Source organism: Bacillus sp. FSL R9-9497, from assembly GCF_038005805.1.
Taxonomy (GTDB): domain Bacteria; phylum Bacillota; class Bacilli; order Bacillales; family Bacillaceae_G; genus Bacillus_A; species Bacillus_A cereus.
On the sequence record NZ_JBBOTY010000001.1, the window covers coordinates 995,934 to 1,017,611 of the forward strand.

Here is a 21,678-nt window from a genome sequence, read left to right on the forward strand (position 1 = left end):
AAATCAAACTATACAGTTTAACTATATAGTTTAGCTATATAGTTATCGTTACATTGGAGGTCTTTATGAATAGAGATAAAAATTTACCATTAACGGAAACAACGTATTACGTTCTTTTAGCTTTATTAGAGCCAGCTCATGGATATTTAATTATGCAAAAGGTGGAGGAACTGAGTAATCATCAAGTGAAAATCGCAGCGGGTACATTGTATGGTGCGGTGGAAAATTTATTAAAACAAGGGTTAATAGAATCGGTAAAAAGTGAAGATAAACGAAGAAAAGTGTATGTCATTACAGAACGCGGGAAAGAAGTATTGCATTTAGATTTTATGAGAATGCAGCACATTATTGCGGTTACAAAAAGTTTATTACACGTATAGTTAGGGGGAAACGATGATGTGGAGATTGAAATTCTTTTTAGACTTTGAGAAAGAGGAAAAATGGTTAGAGGAGATGGCTTGGAAAGGCTATCAACTAGAAAGCAATACATTTGGTTATACATTTAGATATACAGAACCGGAAGATGCGACGATTAAAATAGACCATAGAGTATTTAGTAGAAAAAGTGATTTTATTAATTACTGCACATTATTTGAAGATAGTGGCTGGGAGCATATAGCTGGTAATCGGTGGTCAGGTACGCAATATTTTAAAAAGGTAGATGAAGAAAGTGAAGATGACATTTTTTCAGATCCAATGTCACGAGCAGGGAAGTATAAGCGTCTATCTAAAACATTTTTAGAATTAGCGATCTGTTATTTGCCGATATTATTTTTATTTGTGTATAGTAATACAATGAATTTAGGAGCCTTTGTAAATCCGAAAGAACTATACTTGACGCCAGGATTATGGGATAAGCAAGGTGTATCATTTCTATGGTCATTCTTATTTGAAACGCCATTTGCATTAATGAGAGGACTTTTTTTGACATTTATCCCCGTTGCGACATGTATGTTTTTCGTTTGCTCGTATAAAGCAAATCGATTGTATGAAGAGAGAAGATGATAGGAGAAATCCCCTTAAAGTAGATGCTTTGAGGGTTTTTTTGAATTTGTAAATGACTCTTCTTAAAATAGATATGAGATTAGAGAAGGACAATGATGTATTGGAGGTCACTATATCAAAAAAAGAAAATTGTACGTCTAGACGCATTTTAAATACAAAATAACCGATTCCTTAAATGTTAAGAAATCGGTTATGTATTTCCCTACTTTTTTAGAGATCTTTTTCTTGTAATGGTTTTAAATGATTGATTTAAGGTTATAAACTTAAATCATAAATAAAAGATAGAGTAAAAACTATATAAGAAATAAATGTAATGAAAACAAGAAAACATATAAACTGAGCATTAAATACATATTGTTCTATTCTTCTTTTCATGTTAATTCGTATTATTTTTCAAATGTGAAGTATCAATTTGAAATTGACCTTTCCAAGATCCAACTACTTTTCCAATTCTAGTTATATTTACATCTAAAGTAAGGGGCTGTTTAAAATCGTCTCTTCCTTCATTAACTATAACAAATGTAGAAACACCTTCGGGTCTATCATTATCACGAATACCTATATCATTTAATTTTTTACCTGCTGCCATAAGTTCAAAAGGAAGATAATCATCTGAATCATCGATAAATGATAGTCTTCCTTCATTTTTGATCTCAGGGTTTTCCTCTTGTTGCCCATTAATTTTACCATCATTTTCGAGCTCTAATCCTGATGTATCAAATTCAAAGGGTACTAAACTTCCATCAGATTTTTCCATTCTATAATGAACTGATATACGTAAATCTGATATATATAATTCTTTGAGGTGCACAGTAATACCTTGATCTGTAATTTTTTCATCAATAGGAATATATTTACCATTCTTCATCATATCTTGTGTGACACCATTTTCATCTTGTATTCCTTCATTTACAACTTTATCATTTGTAATTGCATCAGAAAAATATGAGGCAACATTTGTAGCCGCCACTCGTACTTGTGGAATCATTGCTGTTGTGAAAAGTGCTGTTGCAGCTACTGCTGTATAAATGAAACGTTTTGATTTTTTACTCATGTTTGTAAAGAGTCCCTTCTTCTGTTGTTTTTTGTAATTTATATTAGAAACATTGTCTGACTTGGAACGACTTTCAAATGTTTTCCATGCTTGTTCTATATCAATTTTGATTTCTTGTGGTGAATTTGCAGACTCTTCATCTAGCATTACGTTTTCCCATTGATTTAATTTACTAATTTCTATTAATAAATCTTGGCATGCTTCACATGTATCTAGGTGTTTTGTAAATTCCTTTCTTATATCATGAGAAAGTTCTCCATCAATATATGTTTGAATAAACCCGATATCATAACATTTCATTTGTTATGCCTCCTCCATTTGTTTATAAATCTTGCGAAATTTCATTTTGGCTCGGACCAATAATGTTCCAATAGAAGATATTTCAATTTGAAGTACTTCTGCAATTTCTTTATATTGAAAACAAGAGAATTTCATTAGTAAAAGGGTTCGTTCTCGATTATTCATTTTATTTAGTATCGTTTGGACCTTTGTAATTTCTTCTTTTCTTATCCAATCATCGTCTAATGATGAAACATTTTGTACTTCATGGTATTGTATTTCTTTATCAATCTTCGCTTGCTGCCTTTTTTCAGATCGAAAATGGTTATAGGCTACATAAGTAGAAGATTTAATCAACCATCCAGGTATGTTTTCAATTCCTTTCCAATCACTACGATATAATTGTAAAAATACTTCTTGTGCTAACTCTTCAGCGATAGATTGATCTTTAACAATCCAGATAAGCATAGTACTGCTTAAATAAATCTTCAAAGGTCATATCAGAAGTATGACTTTCTTCATTTTCTATGGTTAACATGTTTGTTTAAACCTCACTTTCAATTTGATACCTGTATTATAGAGAAACCAGAAAAACAGATTTTGTGACAGTTTTTCTGGATATTTTTTATTATGTACTACAAAAAGCATTCGTCTAATTAAAAGAGAAATGCAAAAAGGAAATGAAAACATAAAAACTATAACTCTTGCAGTAGTTGTCTATTAATGCACAAGAAAACAGTTAGTTTGTTGCCAAACTGTATCTAAACGTACAATTTCACTTCTTCTATTTTCATGAATATGTATAATTACATAAAATTTCAAAGAAAAAGAGAGTATACTTTCATATTGTGTAATAAAGATAAAGCCCGCCTACGGAAATAGGCGGGCTTTTTTTACTTATAAAGAAAAGACAACCTTTAAGGTGTCTTCCTTTTGAAATCTAGGTTGTCCAGTTTGTTTTACTTTGGTGCAATAGCAATATTGTTTGGAATAAAGTTTCACCATATTGCTATTAAACTAAAATATTAAGATTGCACTTAAACGAAATTTATAGCACCGAAGTTCATTTTGGAGGGGGGAATGTAATACTACATTTTTAAAGTATTCGTTACACTTGAACCTCTGCACATTGCGTAGAGCTTTTTTCATGAAGAAAGGACACTCACGTGAGTGTCCTTTCGATAGTTTTTAGCAGAAGCAAGCAGCTCCAACGATGATTAATAAAATAAATAATACAACTAATAAAGCAAATCCTCCAGCGAAGCCACAGCCGCCACAACTACCACCAAAGCCCATAACAGTTCCTCCTTTAAATAGGAGGAGAAAAACAAAGGTTCACTCATGTGTTTTAACGGATTCCATTTACTTTATGCTTTTTACGAATAAATGGAGCAGGTCCTTTTCAAAATAGATTTATTCTTAGCAGGAGTTCAAAGGAAAAACAGGAGAATCCATATTATTCTTTAAGAGCGAATAGGTAGAAATCCGCTTTTATACCTTTCATTAAAATAATACTAGCATTATATATTATAAGGAATACTTGTCCTTAATTGTAAATGAAAGGGGGGAATTGATATGAGCTATGGCTATGGTCATCCTCCTGGAAGATGTCATAAACATCACAATGAAACTTTATCAACGGGTGTATTACGTAGACATTCCGCTACGTTATTTCTTACTGTTGAAGCTATGAATGTTGATCCAGATGATACTCGTAGAGTAACAGTTGAAATGTTTGATTGGTCATCAGGTTCTCCGGTATTGTTACCATTAATAGACCCTTCAACACAAACATTGCCACCTAATCGATATGTTACTTTTCGTTCAGCAGCTCTTCCTCCAGCACTTTTTGCTTATGAAGTAAGAATCATTCGTCCGAAAGATAGAGATGTTGTTACGAATGTTTTTGGTCTTAGTGCAATCATATTTAACCCACAAGAAGGAAACAATGTTTTACAACATGATTTAGCAAAATTAGACCTTAAATAGATTTTATAAAGGTCTATTTATTGAGCATGATTAAAAAAAGAGTAGGATGTAATCCTACTTTTTTTAACGTTAACTAGAATTTTAAAAGAAATCCTTCATTATTTTAGCATCTTTAATATTCACTATCACACCTTCTACCTTATCTTTCTTCTCATCTTTAGCAATCGTAATTTGCTCCTTATTATCAGCCCACACAAGAAATTCTTCTTTTGAGTCATCTTTATATGTAACAGTAATAGTAGAATGTGCAGATTCTCTCTTTTTTTGATCTAAAGTGATTGTTTTAGGTGTTCCATTTTGAACTGCTGAAACGATAGATTGTATCATTTTTTCATTATCTGTTTGAGATTTGGAAGTAGTATGATTTGTTGTTTTCAGTATTTCAATGTCTGTAATATTAGCGGAATTTAATTGAAAGGTATTTTGTGTATGTTCTTGCTTAACTTGTGAAGCTTTATCTGTAGCCGAGGTACTTGTACAACCTATTAAGGTGAAAGATAAAGCGGTTAGAGCGCATATAGATATGATTTTTTTCATAGTATCCCTCCTCAAGTTTAATTATAACAATTTTCTGTTAATTTAGGTAGTTATTGTAAGGAGAAGATGTTTTAAAGAGGTAAATGATGATGTTCATTCTCTATTAAAATCAAAATTCACATAACTTTTTTCATATTTTATGTTTAACATTTCGAAAATGGGTGTACTACATATAATATAACAAATAATTCATTTTAAAGGAGGAAGTTAAAGATGGAAACGAAGTATAGTAAACCTTTTGTATATGAATTTATTACGGAGAAAGAGGTCATGAATGCGGCGAATGATCTAGTGAAGAAAGGGATAGACCAAAAAGATATTTACGTATTAACACATGAGAAAGAGAGGACAGATAGAATCGCAGACAATGCAGACGTGAATACAATTGGGATAAAAGAGGAGGGACTTGGGACAAGCATTATTAACGTCTTTCAAAACACGGGAGATCAGTTAAGAAATAAGATGCAAGAGTTAGGGCTTAATGAGGAAGAGGCGAACTTCTACGAAGAAAAGCTGGATGAAGGAAAAATCTTGTTATTCGTTAAGGATTTAGAAAGAGTCGGTGAATGGTTACAAGAAAGAAGATGCATGTATTCTATTTAAATTTGTATCCTGTAAATCTATAAATCTATTACGAAAAGGAGATTGTAAATATGAGTGAGAACGGACTAAAAGAACAAGTTAAAGGTAAAGTTGAAAAGAAAAAAGGACAAGTAAAAGAAGGAATTGGTGAAGTTACAGAAGATAGAGAGTTGAAAAATGAAGGGAAGTGGGAAAAAACGAAGGGAACGATAAAAGAAAAAGTCGGAAAAGTGAAACAAAAGATAAGTGATGAATTGGATAATAAAGAATAATATATGTTCATCAAGCTTTGGTTACATACTAAAGCTTGATGAATCCAATATAAAACGAATATAGGAGGTTTAATTGTGGGACTTATTATTACGTGTATTGTAGGTGGACTTATTGGTGCGTTAGCTGGAATGATTACAGGAAAAGACTTTCCGTTAGGTATAGTTGGTAACGTGATTGCCGGATTAATCGGATCTTGGGTAGGTAGTGCGTTATTTGGTCATTGGGGTCCTGAATGGGGAGGCATCTTTATTCTTCCAGCTTTATTAGGTGCAATCGTCTTTATTTTAATCGTTACATTCGTTTCTAGAATGCTGCGGAAAGCGTAAGTATGATAATAAATAGTAATCTTAAGTTTATTATATATAGCTATAAAGTTAATGAACTGATAAATATACATAAAAAAGCATCCGATTAAAATAATTGGATGTTTTTTTATGTAATCTGCATAGAAATGAGCGGGGGATGAAGGCCCCCGCTTATTAAAATTACACTTTCTATCATATGCCTTTCGAGAGGACTCCCACTTCTAAACGTAAGTGAAGGTGGTGAGGTGAATCGAAAGAAATATTTTATTTTCAAGAAAATAAAAGAAACATATGTTCTGTTTTTGCTATAATATCCTTAACAAGGAGGTGAATAAAATGACAAAGGAAAATCCGTCAAACTATAAAACTCTTCAAATTTGGATTAAAAAAGGGCATCGTATGTATTCTTATTTTCAAGAATGTTGTCATAACGCTAAGAACATGTACAACACCACAAACTTTTATATACGCCAGGTGTACACTGGATTAACACAAGAAAAAGAGTTGCAGCCTTTGCAAAAAGAAGTTCTGGATAATATTCATAAAAATATTGGTAAGATGAATGACACACAACGTCTTGCCTATCAGAAGAAATTGGAAAAAGAGAAATTAAAGCCTAAAGAAGAACAGAAAGAGATTACATGTAATTTGTTTTCAGAACCTAATTTTGAAAAACCTTATGTAGATTACAACTTTCTAGATGCACTATTTAAGGCTATGATTCAAAATGATTATCGAGCTTTGCCTACGCAATGTAGCCAATCAATCATGAAAGGTTTGTTCCAAAATTGGAAATCTTTTTTTGCTAGTTTAAAAGACTATAAAAAGAATCCAAACAAATATGCTGGAATGCCTAGGATTCCAAAGTATATTCGTTCTTCTGAAAAAGAGATTCTGTATACAAACCAAGATTGCATCATTAAAAACGATAGATTTTTAAAGTTTCCAAAGACGAAATTGCAATTAAATATTGGGAAATTAGGTTTCACTGAAGGTAAACTGAAACAAGTTCGTGTGATTCCAAAATACAATGAATATGTAGTGGAATTGGTAATTGATGTTCCTTCTGAACAACAAATGATTGAAGAGAATGCTCGTTATATGAGTATTGATTTAGGTATTGATAACCTTGCAACCATCGTAACAAACACAGGTATAAAACCTGTCCTTGTTAAGGGCAAACATATCAAAAGCATAAATCAATATTACAATAAAATGAAGAGTCATTTTACAAGCATTCTTAGAAATGGAAAACAAACGAATGAAGGACCTTTTACTTCTAAAAGGATAGAAAAACTTCATCAAAAACGTTACTTGAAAATAAAAGACGTCTTCCATAAAGTTAGTCACCGTATTGTAAAACTAGCTCAAGAAGAAGAAGTTTGTAAAATCGTTATTGGTCAAAACAAAAGCTGGAAACAAAAAATGAATATGGGAAAAAGAAATAACCAATCGTTTTGTCATATCCCACATAGTTTACTGATTCAAATGATTACATACAAAGCAAATGCTGTAGGCATTCAAGTTGTTGTAACTGAAGAATCATATACATCGAAAGCAAGTTTTCTGGATAACGACTTCATTCCAACGTATGGAGAAAATGACCAAAATACAACTTTTTCAGGAAAACGAATAAAGCGCGGCATATATCGTTCAGCAAATAAAACTTTAATTAATGCAGATGTAAATGCTGCGGCTAACATTTTACGAAAAGTAATCCCAAATGCATGGACAAATGGGATAGAGGGGTTAGGCGTGAAACAGCTCGCTAATGTGTTAACTCCCCTGACGTTAATCGTCCGTTAGGTCGAAACGTTAGAAACCCCCACTTCAAGCTTTGCTAAGTGGGGGAGTGTTCATTATGTATTAAACCATCGTTACTTTTTCACAATTATTTATCCTTACGACCTGCCTCGGTTCTATATGAGATAAGTCTTCGCTATTACCGATATCTACTACAATTGTATTCGTTAGTATGTTAATAATGGAACCAATTAATTTTGTAGCATGATCGTGTCGATAAGAAAATTGAACAAAATCTCCCTTTTTAAAGTTGTGCTCTTCCATAGATAGATCCCCCTAAAAATAATGTTTATACATTATACATACACAAAATTATAAGTTTTAAACATTTATTAGTACGATTTAAGTGTTAAGCCGAGAAAGGTGTAGAAAATTTATTTATAATGAAAATAAAAAAATATGTTTAAAATTAATTTTTATGGGTAATTAAATAGTAAGAGTTTGAGATAAGGGGGCGGAAATGATGAATTTGGCAATAAATATTTTGCAAAATGATGTAGGTTATACAGTACAACTTAATGGTGAAATTGATGCATATACGGCATCAGATTTGAAAAATAAGATTATGCCTATTGCAAGCGAAAAAGAGGTTCATATTGTAGTAGATTTTACTGAGGTAGAGTATATGGATAGTACAGGTTTAGGCGTGTTTATAGCTCTATTAAAAGCAATTAAGAAAAATGATGGAAAGCTAGAGTTTATTGGTGTATCTAAAAGACTAAAAAGATTATTCGATATCACAGGACTAACAGAAATATTAAATTTGAATTCCGATTTTGAAAAAGTAGAAAGAAGGTGACTAGGGATGATGGAGAGATTTGAAAAGATAGAAATGAAAATTCCTGCAAAAGCAGAATATGTGGCTATTATTCGTTTAACAATGGCTGGTGTTGCGAATCGAATGGGCTTTGCTTATGACGATATAGAAGATATGAAAATTGCTATTAGTGAAGCATGTACAAACATTGTACAACATGCATATAAAGAAGACGTTGGAGAAATTACAATTGTCTTTGGCTTATATGAAGATCGATTAGAAATTATGGCTGCGGATAATGGAGTTAGCTTTGATTTTAATAGCTTAAAAAGTAAAGTTGGTCCGTATGATATTAATAAATCAGTAGAGCATTTGCCAGAAAATGGTTTAGGTTTATATTTAATCAATACGTTAATGGATGATATACAAATTATGCATGATGAGGGCATGACAGTTTTAATGACAAAATATATACAAAGAGAGCAGGTGGAGAATGATGGAAATCCAATCTCAACCTACAAATCTTACTAAAGAAGACGTTATTAAACTAATTGCAGACTTCCAACAAAACCAATGTGATGAAGCACAGGAAAGATTGGTTAATCACTATAAAAATCTTGTATACTCCATTGCATATCGCTATTCAAAAGGTGGGCCGATGCATGAAGATATTATACAAGTAGGAATGTTAGGGCTCTTAGGTGCAATAAGAAGGTATGATTATTCGATAGGGAATGCTTTTGAGCCGTTTGCAATACCTACAATAGTAGGCGAAATAAAGAAATATTTACGTGATAAAACTTGGGGTATTCACGTTCCAAGGCGAATTAAAGATTTAGGCGGGAAGATTAGACTTGCGATAGAGGAGCTAACAGATCGTTTGCAGCGTTCACCGAAAATTATAGAGATTGCAGATCATTTAGGACTATCCGAAGAGGAAGTGCTAGAAATTATGGATGCGAAAAATAATTATCGCGTATCTTCCTTAGATGATGTAGTTGAAAATTCATCTGATGGCAGTTCGGTAGCGAGGATTGAATCTGTAGGTGAAGTAGAGCAAGGATATGAAGAGACAGAAAGGCGTCTCGTTTTAAAGGATATTTTTAACGTATTAAATGAGACAGAAAAGAGTGTTATTCATTATATATTTGGAGAAAATTTAAATCAAAAAGATACAGGGGAACGGTTAGGTATTTCACAAATGCACGTTTCTCGTATTAAAAGACAAGCGATAAGTAAATTGAAGCAAGCAGCGTTTTTAGATACATAAAAATTTTAAAGAGCTATGTTTAAAACATGAGAAAAGGGGTAGTTATTAAGTATAGGAGGAGATATAAAAATGTCACACGATGTGAAAGAACTAATCGAAGGATTGAATGAAGATTTAGCAGGAGAATACTCAGCAATTATTATGTATAACCATAATGCAGCTACAGTTTCTGGTATATATAGACAAGTGTTAAAACCTTTCTTTGAATCTGAAATTAGTGATGAACAAGGACATGCCCTATATTTAGCGGAGAAAATTAAGACGTTAGGTGGTACACCTACTACAATCCCTTTACCAGTGAAACAAGTAGAAGATGTTCGAGAAATGTTAGAATCCGCTAGACAATCAGAATATGAAACAATTAAGCGTTATGAAATGAGAAAAGAACAGGCAGCGAAATTAAATATGACAGAGTTAGTTGTAAAACTAGAAGATATGATTGCAGATGAAACTAATCATATGGAAGAATTAGATCGTCTTTTAAATGATAAAGCAATGGTGTTAAATTAAAAGTAGAAATTTATAGAGTGAAAGAACAAATTCCTATTTCTAGGGGTTTGTTCTTTTGTTGTATAAATATGTTTGAGTAAGAAATTTTCATTTTGTAACTGATTATGTAATACTAGAAAAATAGAAAATGATAATAGATTTACATTTTAAATAAGAAAAGGGGAAATAACTTGTGTCCATTTTAATTGTTGATGATAATCCGGTTAACATATTTGTAATTGAGAAGATTTTAAAACAAGCCGGATATCATGATCTTGTATCACTCAATTCTGCACAAGAGCTCTTCGAATATATACATTTTGGAAAAGATTCTTCCAGGCATAATGAAATTGATTTAATACTATTAGATATTATGATGCCTGAAATTGATGGACTTGAAGTTTGTAGGCGATTACAAAAAGAGGAGAAGTTTAAAGATATCCCTATTATTTTTGTTACAGCTTTAGAGGATGCCAATAAATTGGCCGAAGCTCTTGATATGGGGGCAATGGATTATATTACGAAACCTATAAATAAAGTTGAACTATTAGCACGTATGCGTGTAGCGTTACGCTTGAAATCGGAATTAAATTGGCATAAAGAACAAGAAGAAAATCTTCGGAATGAACTAGATTTAGCTACGCAAGTACAAAGAAATTTATTAAGTAGCCCATTAAGAGAAAATCATATAAAAATTGAAGCAAGCTATTTACCTTCATTCAAACTAGCTGGAGATATGTATTATTGGTATAAAATCGATGAAAACCGCTACGGTATTATATTATTAGACGTGATGGGACATGGTATATCTGCTTCATTAGTTTGTATGTTTATTTCGTCTGTATTACGTGAAACGATTAAATCTTTAATCGATCCAGAACTCGTCATTAAAGACTTAAATAAATATATGACTCTTTTACATAATGAGAATGACAATATTCCATATTATTTTACAACGATATACTTAGTAGTGGATACAGAAAAGAGAACAATTGAATATGTAAATGCAGGACATCCTGCTGGATACGTTTTAGTTGATGAAACAAATATGGTTGAACTGAATCGCGGGAGTTGCGCGGTAGGATTTTTTGATGAAATAAAAGTTAAAAAGACAGTTATACCTTTTGAGAAGAACGCTCAAATCATATTGTTTACAGATGGTGTTCTTGAAGCGATTGCAAATGATGAATTTGAGTCTGAAGAGAAATTACGTGCTTTTACAGAAAGGAAATGGGGAGATTTAGAAGAAGAGATAGAAGGGTTTTATAAGGAAGAACAGAAGAAAGAACAATCAGATGATATGTGCCTCATTATGATACAAACGAATGCGAAATAAAAAGCGTATGAAATCCAAATAAGGATTTCATACGCTTTTATTGTATTTTTTGATAGATTTGTTCGTTCGGATTAAATTGGATATAATGCGGCATTATATCGGAAAAACGAAGAGTTTCTTTATTTCCTAAACATAGGAATCCGTTGTGACCTAAACTTTCATAAAATAGTTGCTGTACTTGGTTTTGAAGTTTACTCGTAAAGTAAATTAAAACGTTACGGCAAAGTATAATATGAAATTCGTTAAAAGATTGATCAGTTACTAAATTATGCTGTGCAAAAATAATGTTTTGTAACAGTGATGGATTAAAATAAGCAAAACGATTATCTGTTGAATAATAGTTAGAAAATGCTTGTGTACCGCCAGCTTGTAAATAGTTTTTCGTATAAGTTTGCATTTTATTTAACGGAAGGATACCTTGTTTTGCTTTTTCTAACACATTTGTATTCATATCTGTTGCGTAAATAACAGCTTTTTCACTTAATCCTTCTTCGTGAAGTAAGATGGACATGGATAATACTTCTTCACCAGTTGCGCATCCGGCGTGCCAAATTCTAATTTCAGGATACTTTTTTAATTCAGGAATGACATGCTCTCTTAGCGCTTTAAAAAAATTAGGGTTACGAAACATTTCAGTTACGTTAATGGAGAAATCATTTAATAACTGTTCTAAAAACCCTTCCTCATGAATTACTTTTTCAATTAACTTTGAAATGGTTGGAATATTAGAGATCTGCATTCTATTACAAATTCTTCTATAAATAGATGTGCGAGCATATTGGCGAAAATCGAAGCCAGATAGTTTAAATACCGCTTCCAATAGTAATTCAATTTCTAAGTTCATGCGCTTATCCATATCTACAGATGGATCAAAATTATAATACTTATTTTCCACTCCAACTAAACCTCACTTATTTTATTAACCATACACTCATTACCGAATAGAGTTGATGTAAATTTAATGGTTTACTTATATAATCTGAAGCGCCAGCAGATAAACATTTCTCTTTATCATTTGGCATTGCTTTCGCAGTTAATGCGATAATAGGTATTTCACTTAACCCTAAGTTCATTCGGATATGTTCCATCGTTTCATAACCGTCCATATTCGGCATCATAATATCCATTAAAATAAGGTCAATATTTGTATTGTTTTTTAGTATGTCTAAACACTCTATGCCGTTTTGGGCAGTAATAATGTTGGCATGCTGTTTTTTTAATGCATTTTGTAATGCAAATATATTTCGGTGATCATCATCGACAATTAAAATAGTTTTCTCTTGGAAGACGTTATTTGTTTCGGTAGTAACGATAGTTTCCTCCACAACTTCAGCAGGAATAACATCTTCTATCGTTGCTGCAACTTCTAAATTGGATACTTGTATATCAGTTAATCCATTTGGAAGGTTAGGAATATATACAGTGAAAGTACTGCCTTCTCCTACATGACTCTCTAACGTAATCCAACCACCTAACAGTCTAGCAAACTCTTTACAAATAGATAATCCTAAGCCTGTACCACCATATTTTCGAATCGTTGCACCATCTGCCTGTTGAAAGGCTTCGAAAATAAGTTGATGCTGTTCTTTAGAGATACCAATACCAGTATCTTTTACCGAAATTTTCATCCAATCATTACTTATAGACTGCATATCATGACTCAAATTACTTATTTCTATTGAATCGAAATGTAAAGAAACGGATCCTTTTTCGGTGAATTTAAATGCATTGGATAATAAGTTTTTAATAATTTGCTCAATCCGTTTTGCATCTGTATAAAACAAATCCGGAATGGTGTCACTGTCTTTAATCGTAAATTCGACATTTTTTTGTGCAGCGATATGTAAGAAGTTTTGATGCATACTTGCTGCCATATCACTTATATTCGTTGCTTCGAAAATCACATCTAGTTTCCCAGCTTCTACTTTCGATAAATCAAGTATGTCATTAATTAAAGTAAGTAAATCTTTTCCTGATGAATGAATGACAGTTGCTAATTCAATTTCATCGTCGGATAAATGATTATCATGATTTTCTTTTAACATTTCAGATAATAGTAAAATACTATTTAACGGTGTGCGTAATTCATGAGACATATTTGCTAGAAATTCTGATTTGTATTTTGAGCTACGTAATAACTCACTTGCTTTTTCTTCTAATTCTGATTTAGTAATTTGTAAGTCAGCTGTCTTTTGCTCCGCCTCTTCCGTTCTAGACTCTAGTTGTTCATTCGTTGTTCGTAATTCTTCGGCTTGCATTTGTAGTTCTTCAGCTTGCGTTTGTAATTCTTCTGATTGAACTTGCAGCTCTTCTGTCATTGCTTGTGATTCATGTAAAAGGGTTTGAATTCGCATACGTCCCATAATGCTATGGATTGTTAAACCTAGATTATCAACGGTTTGTTGAATTAATTCTTGATGTAAGTCTGAAATCTCAGTTACACTTACTAACTCCATCACTGCGATCACTTCATCTTCAAATAAGATAGGGATGACTAGTAGGTTTTTAGGGCGTATTTCTAATAATCCGCTAGTAACATAACGAAATTCTTCTGGTATTTCTCGAAGAATAAAGCTTTGTTTTTCTAAAGCACATTGCCCAATTAAGCCTTCACCCATTTTAATGGACTGTTTTCCAACATCAGGACCTTGACCGGCGAAAGAAGCTTTTTTCACATAGTAGACAGTTTCTTCAATTTCTTCACGTACATAAAATGCACCGCAAGAAGTTTGCGTTTTTTGTATCATTCCACTAAGAATTTTGTTACCTAACATCTCAATAGAAGATACACCTTGATACATTAAAATTAATTCTGCAAGCTCAGTTTGCAACCACTCTCTTTTCGATATTTCGTCTAGTAAATGGTTCGTTGTATGAGCCAAATCTTTTATTTCATCATGGCTGTTCACATGAATTCTTTCCGTAATTTTTTCTTTAGAAGAAATGGATTTAATAACTTGAATTACATTTTTAATCGTTTTTGTAATGGAATTCGAAATATAGAGTGAAATGATAATGGAAATACAAGAAAGTAAGAACAATAAGCTGTATAACCAAATCTCTAATTTATTATTCTCAGTATCTAATTGTGCAGCTCTTTTTTTCGTTAGTTGCTCCTCTACACTACGGAAGTTAGTTAGTTGCGATTGTAATGATTGAATTTGAGTCGTGTCGATTGCTTGTACGTTATTACTATTGTGATTCGTAATGAATGGGTGAATCTCTTTATTAACCCAATTATTAATGTTTTCATTAATCTGTTTTAATTTTTCTTGCTGAGAAGGGTTATCCTCTAATAGAGCTAAAAGATTTTGATAATGTTTTTCGTAATCCTTTTCCGCAGCGTTAAGGGATTGAACGTAATTTGTATCATTAGAAGTGATAAATCCTTTCGCTTTATTTTCAATTGTTAGTAAATCTTTCTCCACTTGATTCGTTAAATTAAGAACTTTAAAATCGTGATCAATAATAAAATTACGAGATTTTTGTAAACTGGAAATCCCATTGTTTAACATAATGAAAGAAATAAGTAAGAACAAAATGATAACTAAATAACCAGCCATAATTTTGTAACGAATACTAAATTTTGCTTTCGATTTCATTAGAAATTCCTACCTTCAAGATTATTAAAAGTTTTCAATCGTAAAGAATGAAAACGTAATATATATTATATCAGTTTTCGTAAGGCCAAACTAGAAATCCCCCTATTGTATTAGGGGGCTCGTTTTTCATAGAGGAAATCATTTTGAAATATAAAACTATATATGAAAAGTAACAATCGAGGGAATAGGGGATAACAAAACTTTTAAGAAGGAAAGAGTGTTCTTAAAGCTTTTTTTGCATCTATTCCTTCAAAGATAAATAATACAAGCTCTCTCTTTTTTACGGTAAGGAAAAAGGATACTAATGTGCTTAAGTTTTTAATAGAAGTAAGTGTTCCGTGTTTACTTATAAATACATTCGTTTGAAATGTTGTCATTAAAGCATAAAAATGATGAATCTGAGTTATTGTAGGTGTTTCATTATAAGAAATAGTAGTAGAGTGAATGGCGTTCATCGTAATATTCCTTTCCATATAGTAAGCATAACAATATAAACATACCCGTTTTAAAAAGTGTTAAACATATAAATAAGAAAAAATATAATTATAGTTTTTTACGTTTAGAAAAGGTTAGGAAGGGTATACATATACTACAAAGAGATTAACTGAAGATGAATTGTAAGATGTCTATGTTTAGTAGATTAGTCTATTAAAATATACTTTTACTTTAAATAAAAAGGAGCCTGGTATACATGAATGAAATGATGATTGATATTACATTTGATTTAATTTACTTGTTAAGTAGTTCACTTGTAGTGCTTTTACTATTCGCTTTTTTCGTAAATGGTTATGTTAATAAGAAGATTAGTGTATACAGAAATGAAGAAAAATAAAGATACATTATATAAAACTTTAGGAGGTTAATAGTTATGAATGTAGATAGAAAAATAGTAGGTGTCTTTAGAACAATTGATGATGCGGCACTCGTTATTAATGAATTAAATGAAAAAGGATACTCAGCAGATAACATTTCAGCTATTGCAAAGGATCAAAAGGAAATTGAACACCTTGAAGAAAAATCCGGTGAAAAAGTTAAGAATGAAACTGCACATAAAGCAGATATCTTTTCAGCAACAGGGCTTGTAGCAGGAGGAGTAGTAGGCGGACTCGGTGGTTTATTAACAGGTCTTGGTGTACTTGCCGTATCTGGACTGGGCCCAATTGTAGCAGCGGGACCTATCGCGGCAGCTATTGGGGGAGCCGGTATTGGCGGAGGAGCTGGAAGTTTAATAGGAGCATTTATCGGATTAGGAATTCCAGAAGAACATGCTAAAAAGTATGAAGAATACATTTACGATGGAAATATATTAATTTTAGTAGATGCAAAATTAGATGATAAGTTAGAAATCTATAAAATATTTGATAAGCATAATGCTTATAACTCTGATTTCTTTAAATAATATGTACGTCACATATTAAACATAGTGAATATCGTTTTTGATCTTACAACTTTGGCGCGGCCGAGGAGTCGTATGACTATAAGAGAGGAAGGGCTTATAGTAAAAGATCAAGTTTAAGAGAGAAGGGGTGTCTTTTCGTGATTGTAAAAATATTAAAGGATAGTAGTAATAGTTTCCTTTGTACGGTTCAAAATAAAAATGGAGAGAAGTATGTAAAGAAATGGTTTAGTAAACAGGAAAACAATGAAGAATTAGGGCGACCAACCTTTAAAGAAGTGGAAAAGGATTGGAAAGAAAATAGAAAATCGTTTATGTATCCTAACGTAAAAGCGCTTTATTAAATAATAGCCGTTTCATTCTTACAAAATTGTCACACTCCTGTAAGGTAATTCAATAGATTAGTTACTTTTTCCATGTCATAATAAAGACATAAGAAAGCTTATTCAAACTACAACTTATTAGGAGAGTGTCAGTCATGATTGTAACAACAACGTCTGGAATTCAAGGTAAAGAAATTATTGAGTATATCGATATTGTAAATGGTGAAGCTATTATGGGTGCAAATATTGTCCGCGATTTATTCGCTTCTGTTCGTGATGTTGTCGGTGGTCGTGCTGGTTCTTACGAAAGCAAACTAAAAGAAGCACGTGATATCGCAATGGATGAAATGAAAGAACTTGCAAAACAAAAAGGTGCGAACGCTGTCGTTGGTGTTGACGTAGATTACGAAGTTGTTCGTGATGGAATGTTAATGGTTGCTGTAAGTGGTACAGCTGTACGTATATAAGTAAATAAAAAACAGGCTCACCCCTTGAAGTTTATGCTTTGAGGGGATTTTTTTGTTTCATGATTAAAGTTAAAATGAAGAAGAGTTGATGGCGTATTATAAGTACAAAAAATAAGCAAAACGTTATTGTAAAAGATGCTAGGATTGGGGGTATTGCACGGGAATTTAGATACTAAGCAGACGCACCCGCTTATTTCAAATATAGTATATATCGTTTTCAAGGAGAAAAGTAAGAAATACAGCAATCTTTATATTTGTTTAACGAGAGTGTTAACTTTATGATAAATAAAAAAATTGTTATTTGAGGTAAGGGGAGAAATAATGGTATGAATAACGAGAGTGTATAGTTTATAGAAATAAACGATTGAGCATGTAAAGGGTTGTATTACAGAAAATTTATAATGAATAGAGGCGGTTACATTATGTTTTGGTTAGGGTGTTTTTTAGGATATATTGTAGGTTCAGTTATTACATGTGCTCTACTTTACTATGGGTATAGATCCAATGAAAATAAAAAAGTGGATATACAAAAGAGGGAGGAGAGGAAAGTCAATAAAAAAGGTGTATAGGATGTGGAAGGTAAGGTGATAATGTTGATGCAACAATAAAGGACAGTACATATTTTATATGACGATTATGTACTGTTCCGCTTATTCTTTTTGGATTATGAAAAATTGTTGCCTGTCTTGCTATAAATTTCATAGGCGAAATAACCAAATAAATAGCCTATTCCAGACCCTAAACTAATGGAAAACAGTGAGAAATCTGGGGAAAACATACCGGAAATCAAACCAATCATACAGCCGACAAGCATTCCCATAGGTATGAAACTATCTAATAACAGTTGAGCTTTTTGAGATTTTTTCTTACCTAATTTTCCGTTCTTATATTTATGTTCCAATCTTTTAATTACAAATACTACAATTCCACCAACTATTACAACAGGCGCGATTGCCGTGATTAGCCACATGTGAAAATCTCCTTTCACCTTTTAATAGGATTATACCAGATACTTACAATTAGGTGTTCCTAAACGTACTATCTAGTCTATTTAAATGGCCAATCAAAAAGACTCCTTCAATTGTAGTCAGTAACCCGTCAAAAAAACTTTCCCTTTCGTTTTCTCCGCAGATTGCACAACATCAACCGCCGTTTTCACATCCGCTAAGTCATATGTAGAATGGACTTTCATAAAACGTAATTGCTCATTTTCTACTAGACGAATTAAGTGACGAAACGTCTCCTGCCATTTATATGCTGACACATTTTTATTCCAATGTCGTAAATGAAATATGTTTGCGTGTACTTTTGCTTTTGTGACAATCTCGGCCCAGTTCACTTGTATTCCTGATAGAAGACCGATCGTTAAAAAATGCCCGTTTGGACGTAAGGAAAAAGCTAATTCATTTCCATCCGGTCCTCCGATAGAATCAATCGCAGCATCCGCACCAATCCCGTTTGTTAATTCCATAACAGTTTCATAAAGCGGGGCAGTGGAAGTATCAATTACATATGCAGCACCAAGGCGCAGTAATTCTTCTGTATGCTTATTATTTCTTGTAACGGCAATTAATCGGAAATTTTAAATTTGGGATAACTGCGCAAATAGATGTCCAATAGCGGACCCACAAGCATTCACTAATAAAACGTCATTACGCTGTAAGTTTAACGTTTCTGTACAAGTAACCCACGCCGTAAGGGGATTAATATACATTTGTGCCGCTGTGAAATCATCAATGGAATCAGGAATAGGGACTACAAAATCAGCTGATGTCTTCACATATTCTTGCCAAGTACCTTCCCCGCGTAAAGGTAACACTCGTTTACCGATAAGCTCTCGAGAAACAAAAGCGCCAACATTTTCTACAATACCAACACCTTCATAGCCAGGTATGTTAGGTAAAGGAATTCTATGAGCGTACGCTCCTGTGATGGGAATTAAGTCAGATGGATTAATCGGTCTAACTAGCATACGGACGAAAACTTCATTATCTTTCAGTGGTTCTATATTTTTATATTCAACTTGTAATACGTCTTTTGGATTGCCAAACTTATGAAATTGAATGCATGTTCCAAGCAAAGTAATTTGCCCCCTTAGTTTGATTGGATTTATTATAGCATTTTTAGTTTGGGTGGTTACTTTGTTAGTGATAAATAGGGTTTTTAATTTACGTATTTATCAGAATTTTATAAAATGTGTATATAACTATAAAATGGGGGGATTTCTTCATGTGTACTAGTTTGACGTTACAAACTAAAAATTTCCAACATCTTTTTGCGAGAACAATGGATTTCACATTAGATATGAATCAGGAAGTAATAATCATTCCTCGGCGTTATCAGTGGAACAATATAACTGGTGAAACTATCCGAGCGAAAAAGGCTGTTGTCGGAATGGGAATTAATCATGAAGGAAGGGTCATTATGGCGGACGGAGTAAATGAAGCTGGTATGACGTGTGCCACTCTCTATTTCCCGGGATTCGCTACTTATAGTAACAGTATAGATAACCATAAAACGAATTTAGCGCCATTTGATTTTGTGGCTTGGAGCCTCACGCAATTTAATTCTGTTGAAGAGTTAAAAAAATCTGTTGATAACATTTCCCTTATAGATATACCATTACCAGTTTTAGGAATTACCCCACCGCTACATTGGATTTTAGCAGATAAATGGGGAGATTGTATTGTACTTGAGCCGACAACTGATGGACTAAAAATGTATGACAATCCATTAGGAGTGATGACTAATAGTCCGGAGTTTAATTGGCATTTACAAAATTTAAGACAATATATTGGACTTAAATCGCAGCCATTTGCGCCAACGGAGTGGGGAGATGTACCATTAAGTGCTTTTGGCCAAGGTTCAGGAACGATGGGACTTCCTGGAGATTTTACCCCGCCATCAAGATTTGTGCGGGCAGCATATGGCAAACAAAACATTCAAGGTATAGAGAACGAAGAAGAGGGGATATCGGCTATTTTTCATATCTTATCAAATTGTGAGGTCCCTAAAGGGGCAGTAATAACAGAAGACGGAACATTAGATAATACCATCTATACGAGTGCAATGTGTATGGAATCTGGAACATATTATTACCATACCTACGATTGTAGACAAATTATAGCTATTCATTTATTCCATGAAAATTTAGATACAGCTGAGATTAAAACTTATCCGTTTCAGCGGAAACAAAAAATATTTTATGAAAACTGAAGAGCCCCTGAAAAAGTGAAACTAATAAAAACACCTCCATTTAATTTGCATACTTAGTATGCGAATTTAGGAGGTGTTTTTTATCATTTACCAATATTCAGGTTTACTTCTTGCTATTCTATTAAGCCGAAGCCTTCTTCATTCTCTCAAGTAAACTAGACAACACATGCGTACGATAAGATTCTAGTTTTTTACCTTCATAAGTACGGATACCTAATTTTTTAAGTTCTTTTACATACCAACCTTTGCTTCCGAAATACATGTGATCGCTCCCCTTCAACTTTGTTTTTATTTATCCTGATTACATATGGAGGTACAGGAATTATAATGAAGGAAATGAATTTCGCACGAAAATGGTTAACTTTGTTGCAAAAGACATATATACTAAAGATAGTATACAACGAGGTGGACAAGACGTGATTATAGAGAAGCACGAAATTCAAATTGACCAAATTACTAGCGGTAAAGTGAATATCTTTACTTTCTATCGAAATAGAAAGCAAATTGATGATCATTTTTTACAATTGCAAGAACCATCGCTTACAGCAAACTACTTCTTCCATTTTCATTTTGATGCAGAGAGCTTGCATCTACTGCAGGAAGAGTTTCCAGGCGTATATCCGTACGACGGTAGTGAAACGATTCACGACTGGACGGAAAAGATGAAAGCAGAATTGCAACATCAGATCCAAACAGGTAAATGGAATAAACGCGTACGTATCGGTAATCGCATTCTAGATGTGGTGTTTACGTGGTGTGACGAAGATATAGTAGAGTGAAAAAGAAGCGGATGACGCTTCTTTTTTTAGCGCTGGAATAAAACGAGCTTACCTGCAGTAGATGTACAGCGATGTGTTTTTTCATACAATCCTTTTTCTTGTAAAATAGATTCACCTTTTGCTTTTGCTTCTTTTTCAGTTGCCGCCTCGAATGATTCGTCTAATGCTTTTGAACCATCTTTTTCAAAGACTGTTAGAACGTATACTCCCATGAAA

28 protein-coding genes and 2 pseudogenes are annotated in these 21,678 nt (G+C 32.8%); 18 read left to right on the plus strand and 12 right to left on the minus strand.

All coding sequences use genetic code 11. The annotated features are described in order from the left end of the window. Positions 1–65: 65 nt before the first annotated feature. The gene (locus MKY21_RS05190; protein ID WP_001078063.1) at positions 66–380 is read left to right on the plus strand and encodes a PadR family transcriptional regulator; all 315 of its coding nucleotides are present in this window, start codon (positions 66–68) and stop codon (positions 378–380) included. A 13-nt stretch (positions 381–393) separates the two neighbouring features. After that, on the plus strand, positions 394–1,005 hold the full coding sequence (locus tag MKY21_RS05195) for a DUF2812 domain-containing protein (RefSeq protein WP_001999228.1): 612 nt from the start codon (positions 394–396) through the stop codon (positions 1,003–1,005). A 376-nt stretch (positions 1,006–1,381) separates the two neighbouring features. Here the strand turns inward: MKY21_RS05195 and MKY21_RS05200 are convergent, their stop codons facing one another. The 3 genes and pseudogenes from MKY21_RS05200 to MKY21_RS05210 form a co-directional block, all read right to left on the minus strand. Beyond that, positions 1,382–2,359, minus strand: a complete 978-nt coding sequence (locus MKY21_RS05200; protein ID WP_341075661.1) for a DUF4179 domain-containing protein — start codon at positions 2,357–2,359, stop codon at positions 1,382–1,384. A 3-nt stretch (positions 2,360–2,362) separates the two neighbouring features. Next, a pseudogene (locus MKY21_RS05205) lies at positions 2,363–2,876 on the minus strand (RNA polymerase sigma factor SigX). A gap of 650 nt (positions 2,877–3,526) precedes the next feature. Further along, the gene (locus MKY21_RS05210; RefSeq protein ID WP_000505670.1) at positions 3,527–3,634 is read right to left on the minus strand and encodes a YjcZ family sporulation protein; all 108 of its coding nucleotides are present in this window, start codon (positions 3,632–3,634) and stop codon (positions 3,527–3,529) included. Positions 3,635–3,913: 279 nt separating this feature from the next. On the opposite strand from MKY21_RS05210, the gene MKY21_RS05215 reads away from it, so the two are divergent. Continuing rightward, positions 3,914–4,327 (plus strand): hypothetical protein, encoded by a 414-nt coding sequence (locus tag MKY21_RS05215; RefSeq protein ID WP_000120203.1) that lies wholly within the window; start codon positions 3,914–3,916, stop codon positions 4,325–4,327. An 81-nt stretch (positions 4,328–4,408) separates the two neighbouring features. Here the strand turns inward: MKY21_RS05215 and MKY21_RS05220 are convergent, their stop codons facing one another. After that, the gene (locus tag MKY21_RS05220; protein WP_000720862.1) at positions 4,409–4,864 is read right to left on the minus strand and encodes a hypothetical protein; all 456 of its coding nucleotides are present in this window, start codon (positions 4,862–4,864) and stop codon (positions 4,409–4,411) included. A gap of 213 nt (positions 4,865–5,077) precedes the next feature. Here MKY21_RS05220 and MKY21_RS05225 point away from each other — a divergent pair, with 213 nt between their 5' ends. The 4 genes from MKY21_RS05225 (at position 5,078) to MKY21_RS05240 (ending at position 7,830) form a co-directional block, all read left to right on the plus strand. Further along, positions 5,078–5,467 carry a general stress protein gene (locus MKY21_RS05225; RefSeq protein ID WP_000448812.1) on the plus strand — a complete coding sequence of 130 codons (390 nt, stop codon included), beginning with the start codon at positions 5,078–5,080 and terminating at the stop codon, positions 5,465–5,467. A 50-nt stretch (positions 5,468–5,517) separates the two neighbouring features. After that, positions 5,518–5,718: a CsbD family protein gene (locus MKY21_RS05230; protein WP_001293468.1), complete on the plus strand. Its 201-nt coding sequence runs from the start codon at positions 5,518–5,520 to the stop codon at positions 5,716–5,718. Positions 5,719–5,793: 75 nt separating this feature from the next. Further along, complete coding sequence (locus tag MKY21_RS05235; protein WP_016117352.1) at positions 5,794–6,045, plus strand: GlsB/YeaQ/YmgE family stress response membrane protein; 252 nt, start codon at positions 5,794–5,796, stop codon at positions 6,043–6,045. Between the two features lie 315 nt (positions 6,046–6,360). Beyond that, on the plus strand, positions 6,361–7,830 hold the full coding sequence (locus MKY21_RS05240) for an RNA-guided endonuclease InsQ/TnpB family protein (protein WP_086391664.1): 1,470 nt from the start codon (positions 6,361–6,363) through the stop codon (positions 7,828–7,830). A gap of 60 nt (positions 7,831–7,890) precedes the next feature. On the opposite strand, the gene MKY21_RS05245 is transcribed toward MKY21_RS05240, so the two are convergent. After that, positions 7,891–8,091, minus strand: a complete 201-nt coding sequence (locus MKY21_RS05245) for a methyltransferase (protein ID WP_000390990.1) — start codon at positions 8,089–8,091, stop codon at positions 7,891–7,893. Between the two features lie 196 nt (positions 8,092–8,287). On the opposite strand from MKY21_RS05245, the gene rsbV reads away from it, so the two are divergent. From rsbV to MKY21_RS05270, 5 genes are all read left to right on the plus strand, one after another. Further along, complete coding sequence (gene rsbV, locus MKY21_RS05250; RefSeq protein ID WP_001999229.1) at positions 8,288–8,626, plus strand: anti sigma b factor antagonist RsbV; 339 nt, start codon at positions 8,288–8,290, stop codon at positions 8,624–8,626. 6 nt (positions 8,627–8,632) lie between these two features. Next, entirely contained in the window at positions 8,633–9,115 is a 483-nt protein-coding gene (gene rsbW / locus MKY21_RS05255; protein ID WP_001999230.1) for an anti-sigma B factor RsbW, read from the plus strand. Then, positions 9,078–9,854, plus strand: a complete 777-nt coding sequence (gene sigB / locus MKY21_RS05260) for an RNA polymerase sigma factor SigB (RefSeq protein ID WP_086391665.1) — start codon at positions 9,078–9,080, stop codon at positions 9,852–9,854. Before rsbW ends, sigB begins: the two co-directional genes overlap by 38 nt. 69 nt (positions 9,855–9,923) lie before the next feature. Beyond that, the gene (locus MKY21_RS05265; RefSeq protein WP_000017753.1) at positions 9,924–10,364 is read left to right on the plus strand and encodes a ferritin-like domain-containing protein; all 441 of its coding nucleotides are present in this window, start codon (positions 9,924–9,926) and stop codon (positions 10,362–10,364) included. Between the two features lie 172 nt (positions 10,365–10,536). Next, complete coding sequence (locus tag MKY21_RS05270; protein WP_061663651.1) at positions 10,537–11,679, plus strand: fused response regulator/phosphatase; 1,143 nt, start codon at positions 10,537–10,539, stop codon at positions 11,677–11,679. Between the two features lie 37 nt (positions 11,680–11,716). On the opposite strand, the gene MKY21_RS05275 is transcribed toward MKY21_RS05270, so the two are convergent. The 3 genes from MKY21_RS05275 to MKY21_RS05285 form a co-directional block, all read right to left on the minus strand. After that, positions 11,717–12,574 (minus strand): CheR family methyltransferase, encoded by an 858-nt coding sequence (locus MKY21_RS05275; RefSeq protein WP_000429024.1) that lies wholly within the window; start codon positions 12,572–12,574, stop codon positions 11,717–11,719. 16 nt (positions 12,575–12,590) lie between these two features. Continuing rightward, positions 12,591–15,281 (minus strand): ATP-binding protein, encoded by a 2,691-nt coding sequence (locus MKY21_RS05280; protein WP_061663650.1) that lies wholly within the window; start codon positions 15,279–15,281, stop codon positions 12,591–12,593. Between the two features lie 203 nt (positions 15,282–15,484). Continuing rightward, positions 15,485–15,736, minus strand: coding sequence for a hypothetical protein (locus MKY21_RS05285; protein WP_000991358.1), 252 nt, complete (start codon positions 15,734–15,736; stop codon positions 15,485–15,487). 236 nt (positions 15,737–15,972) lie between these two features. Between MKY21_RS05285 and MKY21_RS05290 the strand changes: the two genes are divergently transcribed. From MKY21_RS05290 to MKY21_RS05305, 4 genes are all read left to right on the plus strand, one after another. Further along, positions 15,973–16,113 (plus strand): hypothetical protein, encoded by a 141-nt coding sequence (locus MKY21_RS05290; protein ID WP_001004567.1) that lies wholly within the window; start codon positions 15,973–15,975, stop codon positions 16,111–16,113. 36 nt (positions 16,114–16,149) lie between these two features. After that, entirely contained in the window at positions 16,150–16,680 is a 531-nt protein-coding gene (locus tag MKY21_RS05295; RefSeq protein ID WP_341075666.1) for a general stress protein, read from the plus strand. A gap of 137 nt (positions 16,681–16,817) precedes the next feature. Continuing rightward, on the plus strand, positions 16,818–17,021 hold the full coding sequence (locus MKY21_RS05300) for a DUF4028 family protein (RefSeq protein WP_000635857.1): 204 nt from the start codon (positions 16,818–16,820) through the stop codon (positions 17,019–17,021). A gap of 134 nt (positions 17,022–17,155) precedes the next feature. Beyond that, on the plus strand, positions 17,156–17,467 hold the full coding sequence (locus MKY21_RS05305) for a YbjQ family protein (RefSeq protein ID WP_000637512.1): 312 nt from the start codon (positions 17,156–17,158) through the stop codon (positions 17,465–17,467). Between the two features lie 664 nt (positions 17,468–18,131). On the opposite strand, the gene MKY21_RS05310 is transcribed toward MKY21_RS05305, so the two are convergent. Together MKY21_RS05310 and MKY21_RS05315 are read right to left on the minus strand one after the other, a co-directional pair. Next, positions 18,132–18,437, minus strand: coding sequence for a hypothetical protein (locus MKY21_RS05310; protein WP_000266269.1), 306 nt, complete (start codon positions 18,435–18,437; stop codon positions 18,132–18,134). 117 nt (positions 18,438–18,554) lie between these two features. Further along, positions 18,555–19,547 (minus strand): annotated as a pseudogene (locus MKY21_RS05315) (zinc-dependent alcohol dehydrogenase family protein). Between the two features lie 149 nt (positions 19,548–19,696). Between MKY21_RS05315 and MKY21_RS05320 the strand changes: the two are divergent. Further along, positions 19,697–20,683, plus strand: coding sequence for a choloylglycine hydrolase family protein (locus tag MKY21_RS05320; protein ID WP_000337592.1), 987 nt, complete (start codon positions 19,697–19,699; stop codon positions 20,681–20,683). A 121-nt stretch (positions 20,684–20,804) separates the two neighbouring features. Here the strand turns inward: MKY21_RS05320 and MKY21_RS05325 are convergent, their stop codons facing one another. Further along, a complete protein-coding gene (locus MKY21_RS05325) occupies positions 20,805–20,945 on the minus strand; it encodes a YflJ family protein (protein ID WP_000273536.1) in 141 nt (46 codons plus the stop codon). A 154-nt stretch (positions 20,946–21,099) separates the two neighbouring features. Here MKY21_RS05325 and MKY21_RS05330 point away from each other — a divergent pair, with 154 nt between their 5' ends. After that, positions 21,100–21,462: a hypothetical protein gene (locus MKY21_RS05330; protein WP_000582773.1), complete on the plus strand. Its 363-nt coding sequence runs from the start codon at positions 21,100–21,102 to the stop codon at positions 21,460–21,462. 26 nt (positions 21,463–21,488) lie between these two features. On the opposite strand, the gene MKY21_RS05335 is transcribed toward MKY21_RS05330, so the two are convergent. Next, a complete protein-coding gene (locus tag MKY21_RS05335) occupies positions 21,489–21,674 on the minus strand; it encodes a YhzD family protein (protein WP_000539552.1) in 186 nt (61 codons plus the stop codon). Positions 21,675–21,678: the final 4 nt, after the last annotated feature.

Excerpts from the sequence above, each read along its gene's own strand:
- MKY21_RS05190 (WP_001078063.1), top strand. The coding sequence starts at position 66 with ATGAATAGAGATAAAAATTTACCATTAACGGAAACAACGTATTACGTT.
- MKY21_RS05195 (WP_001999228.1), top strand. The coding sequence starts at position 394 with ATGATGTGGAGATTGAAATTCTTTTTAGACTTTGAGAAAGAGGAAAAA.
- MKY21_RS05200 (WP_341075661.1), bottom strand. The coding sequence starts at position 2,359 with ATGAAATGTTATGATATCGGGTTTATTCAAACATATATTGATGGAGAA.
- MKY21_RS05210 (WP_000505670.1), bottom strand. The coding sequence starts at position 3,634 with ATGGGCTTTGGTGGTAGTTGTGGCGGCTGTGGCTTCGCTGGAGGATTT.
- MKY21_RS05215 (WP_000120203.1), top strand. The coding sequence starts at position 3,914 with ATGAGCTATGGCTATGGTCATCCTCCTGGAAGATGTCATAAACATCAC.
- MKY21_RS05220 (WP_000720862.1), bottom strand. The coding sequence starts at position 4,864 with ATGAAAAAAATCATATCTATATGCGCTCTAACCGCTTTATCTTTCACC.
- MKY21_RS05225 (WP_000448812.1), top strand. The coding sequence starts at position 5,078 with ATGGAAACGAAGTATAGTAAACCTTTTGTATATGAATTTATTACGGAG.
- MKY21_RS05230 (WP_001293468.1), top strand. The coding sequence starts at position 5,518 with ATGAGTGAGAACGGACTAAAAGAACAAGTTAAAGGTAAAGTTGAAAAG.
- MKY21_RS05240 (WP_086391664.1), top strand. The coding sequence starts at position 6,361 with ATGACAAAGGAAAATCCGTCAAACTATAAAACTCTTCAAATTTGGATT.
- MKY21_RS05245 (WP_000390990.1), bottom strand. The coding sequence starts at position 8,091 with ATGGAAGAGCACAACTTTAAAAAGGGAGATTTTGTTCAATTTTCTTAT.
- rsbV (WP_001999229.1), top strand. The coding sequence starts at position 8,288 with ATGATGAATTTGGCAATAAATATTTTGCAAAATGATGTAGGTTATACA.
- rsbW (WP_001999230.1), top strand. The coding sequence starts at position 8,633 with ATGATGGAGAGATTTGAAAAGATAGAAATGAAAATTCCTGCAAAAGCA.
- sigB (WP_086391665.1), top strand. The coding sequence starts at position 9,078 with ATGATGGAAATCCAATCTCAACCTACAAATCTTACTAAAGAAGACGTT.
- MKY21_RS05265 (WP_000017753.1), top strand. The coding sequence starts at position 9,924 with ATGTCACACGATGTGAAAGAACTAATCGAAGGATTGAATGAAGATTTA.
- MKY21_RS05280 (WP_061663650.1), bottom strand. The coding sequence starts at position 15,281 with ATGAAATCGAAAGCAAAATTTAGTATTCGTTACAAAATTATGGCTGGT.
- MKY21_RS05285 (WP_000991358.1), bottom strand. The coding sequence starts at position 15,736 with ATGAACGCCATTCACTCTACTACTATTTCTTATAATGAAACACCTACA.
- MKY21_RS05290 (WP_001004567.1), top strand. The coding sequence starts at position 15,973 with ATGAATGAAATGATGATTGATATTACATTTGATTTAATTTACTTGTTA.
- MKY21_RS05295 (WP_341075666.1), top strand. The coding sequence starts at position 16,150 with ATGAATGTAGATAGAAAAATAGTAGGTGTCTTTAGAACAATTGATGAT.
- MKY21_RS05305 (WP_000637512.1), top strand. The coding sequence starts at position 17,156 with ATGATTGTAACAACAACGTCTGGAATTCAAGGTAAAGAAATTATTGAG.
- MKY21_RS05310 (WP_000266269.1), bottom strand. The coding sequence starts at position 18,437 with ATGTGGCTAATCACGGCAATCGCGCCTGTTGTAATAGTTGGTGGAATT.
- MKY21_RS05320 (WP_000337592.1), top strand. The coding sequence starts at position 19,697 with ATGTGTACTAGTTTGACGTTACAAACTAAAAATTTCCAACATCTTTTT.
- MKY21_RS05325 (WP_000273536.1), bottom strand. The coding sequence starts at position 20,945 with ATGTATTTCGGAAGCAAAGGTTGGTATGTAAAAGAACTTAAAAAATTA.
- MKY21_RS05335 (WP_000539552.1), bottom strand. The coding sequence starts at position 21,674 with ATGGGAGTATACGTTCTAACAGTCTTTGAAAAAGATGGTTCAAAAGCA.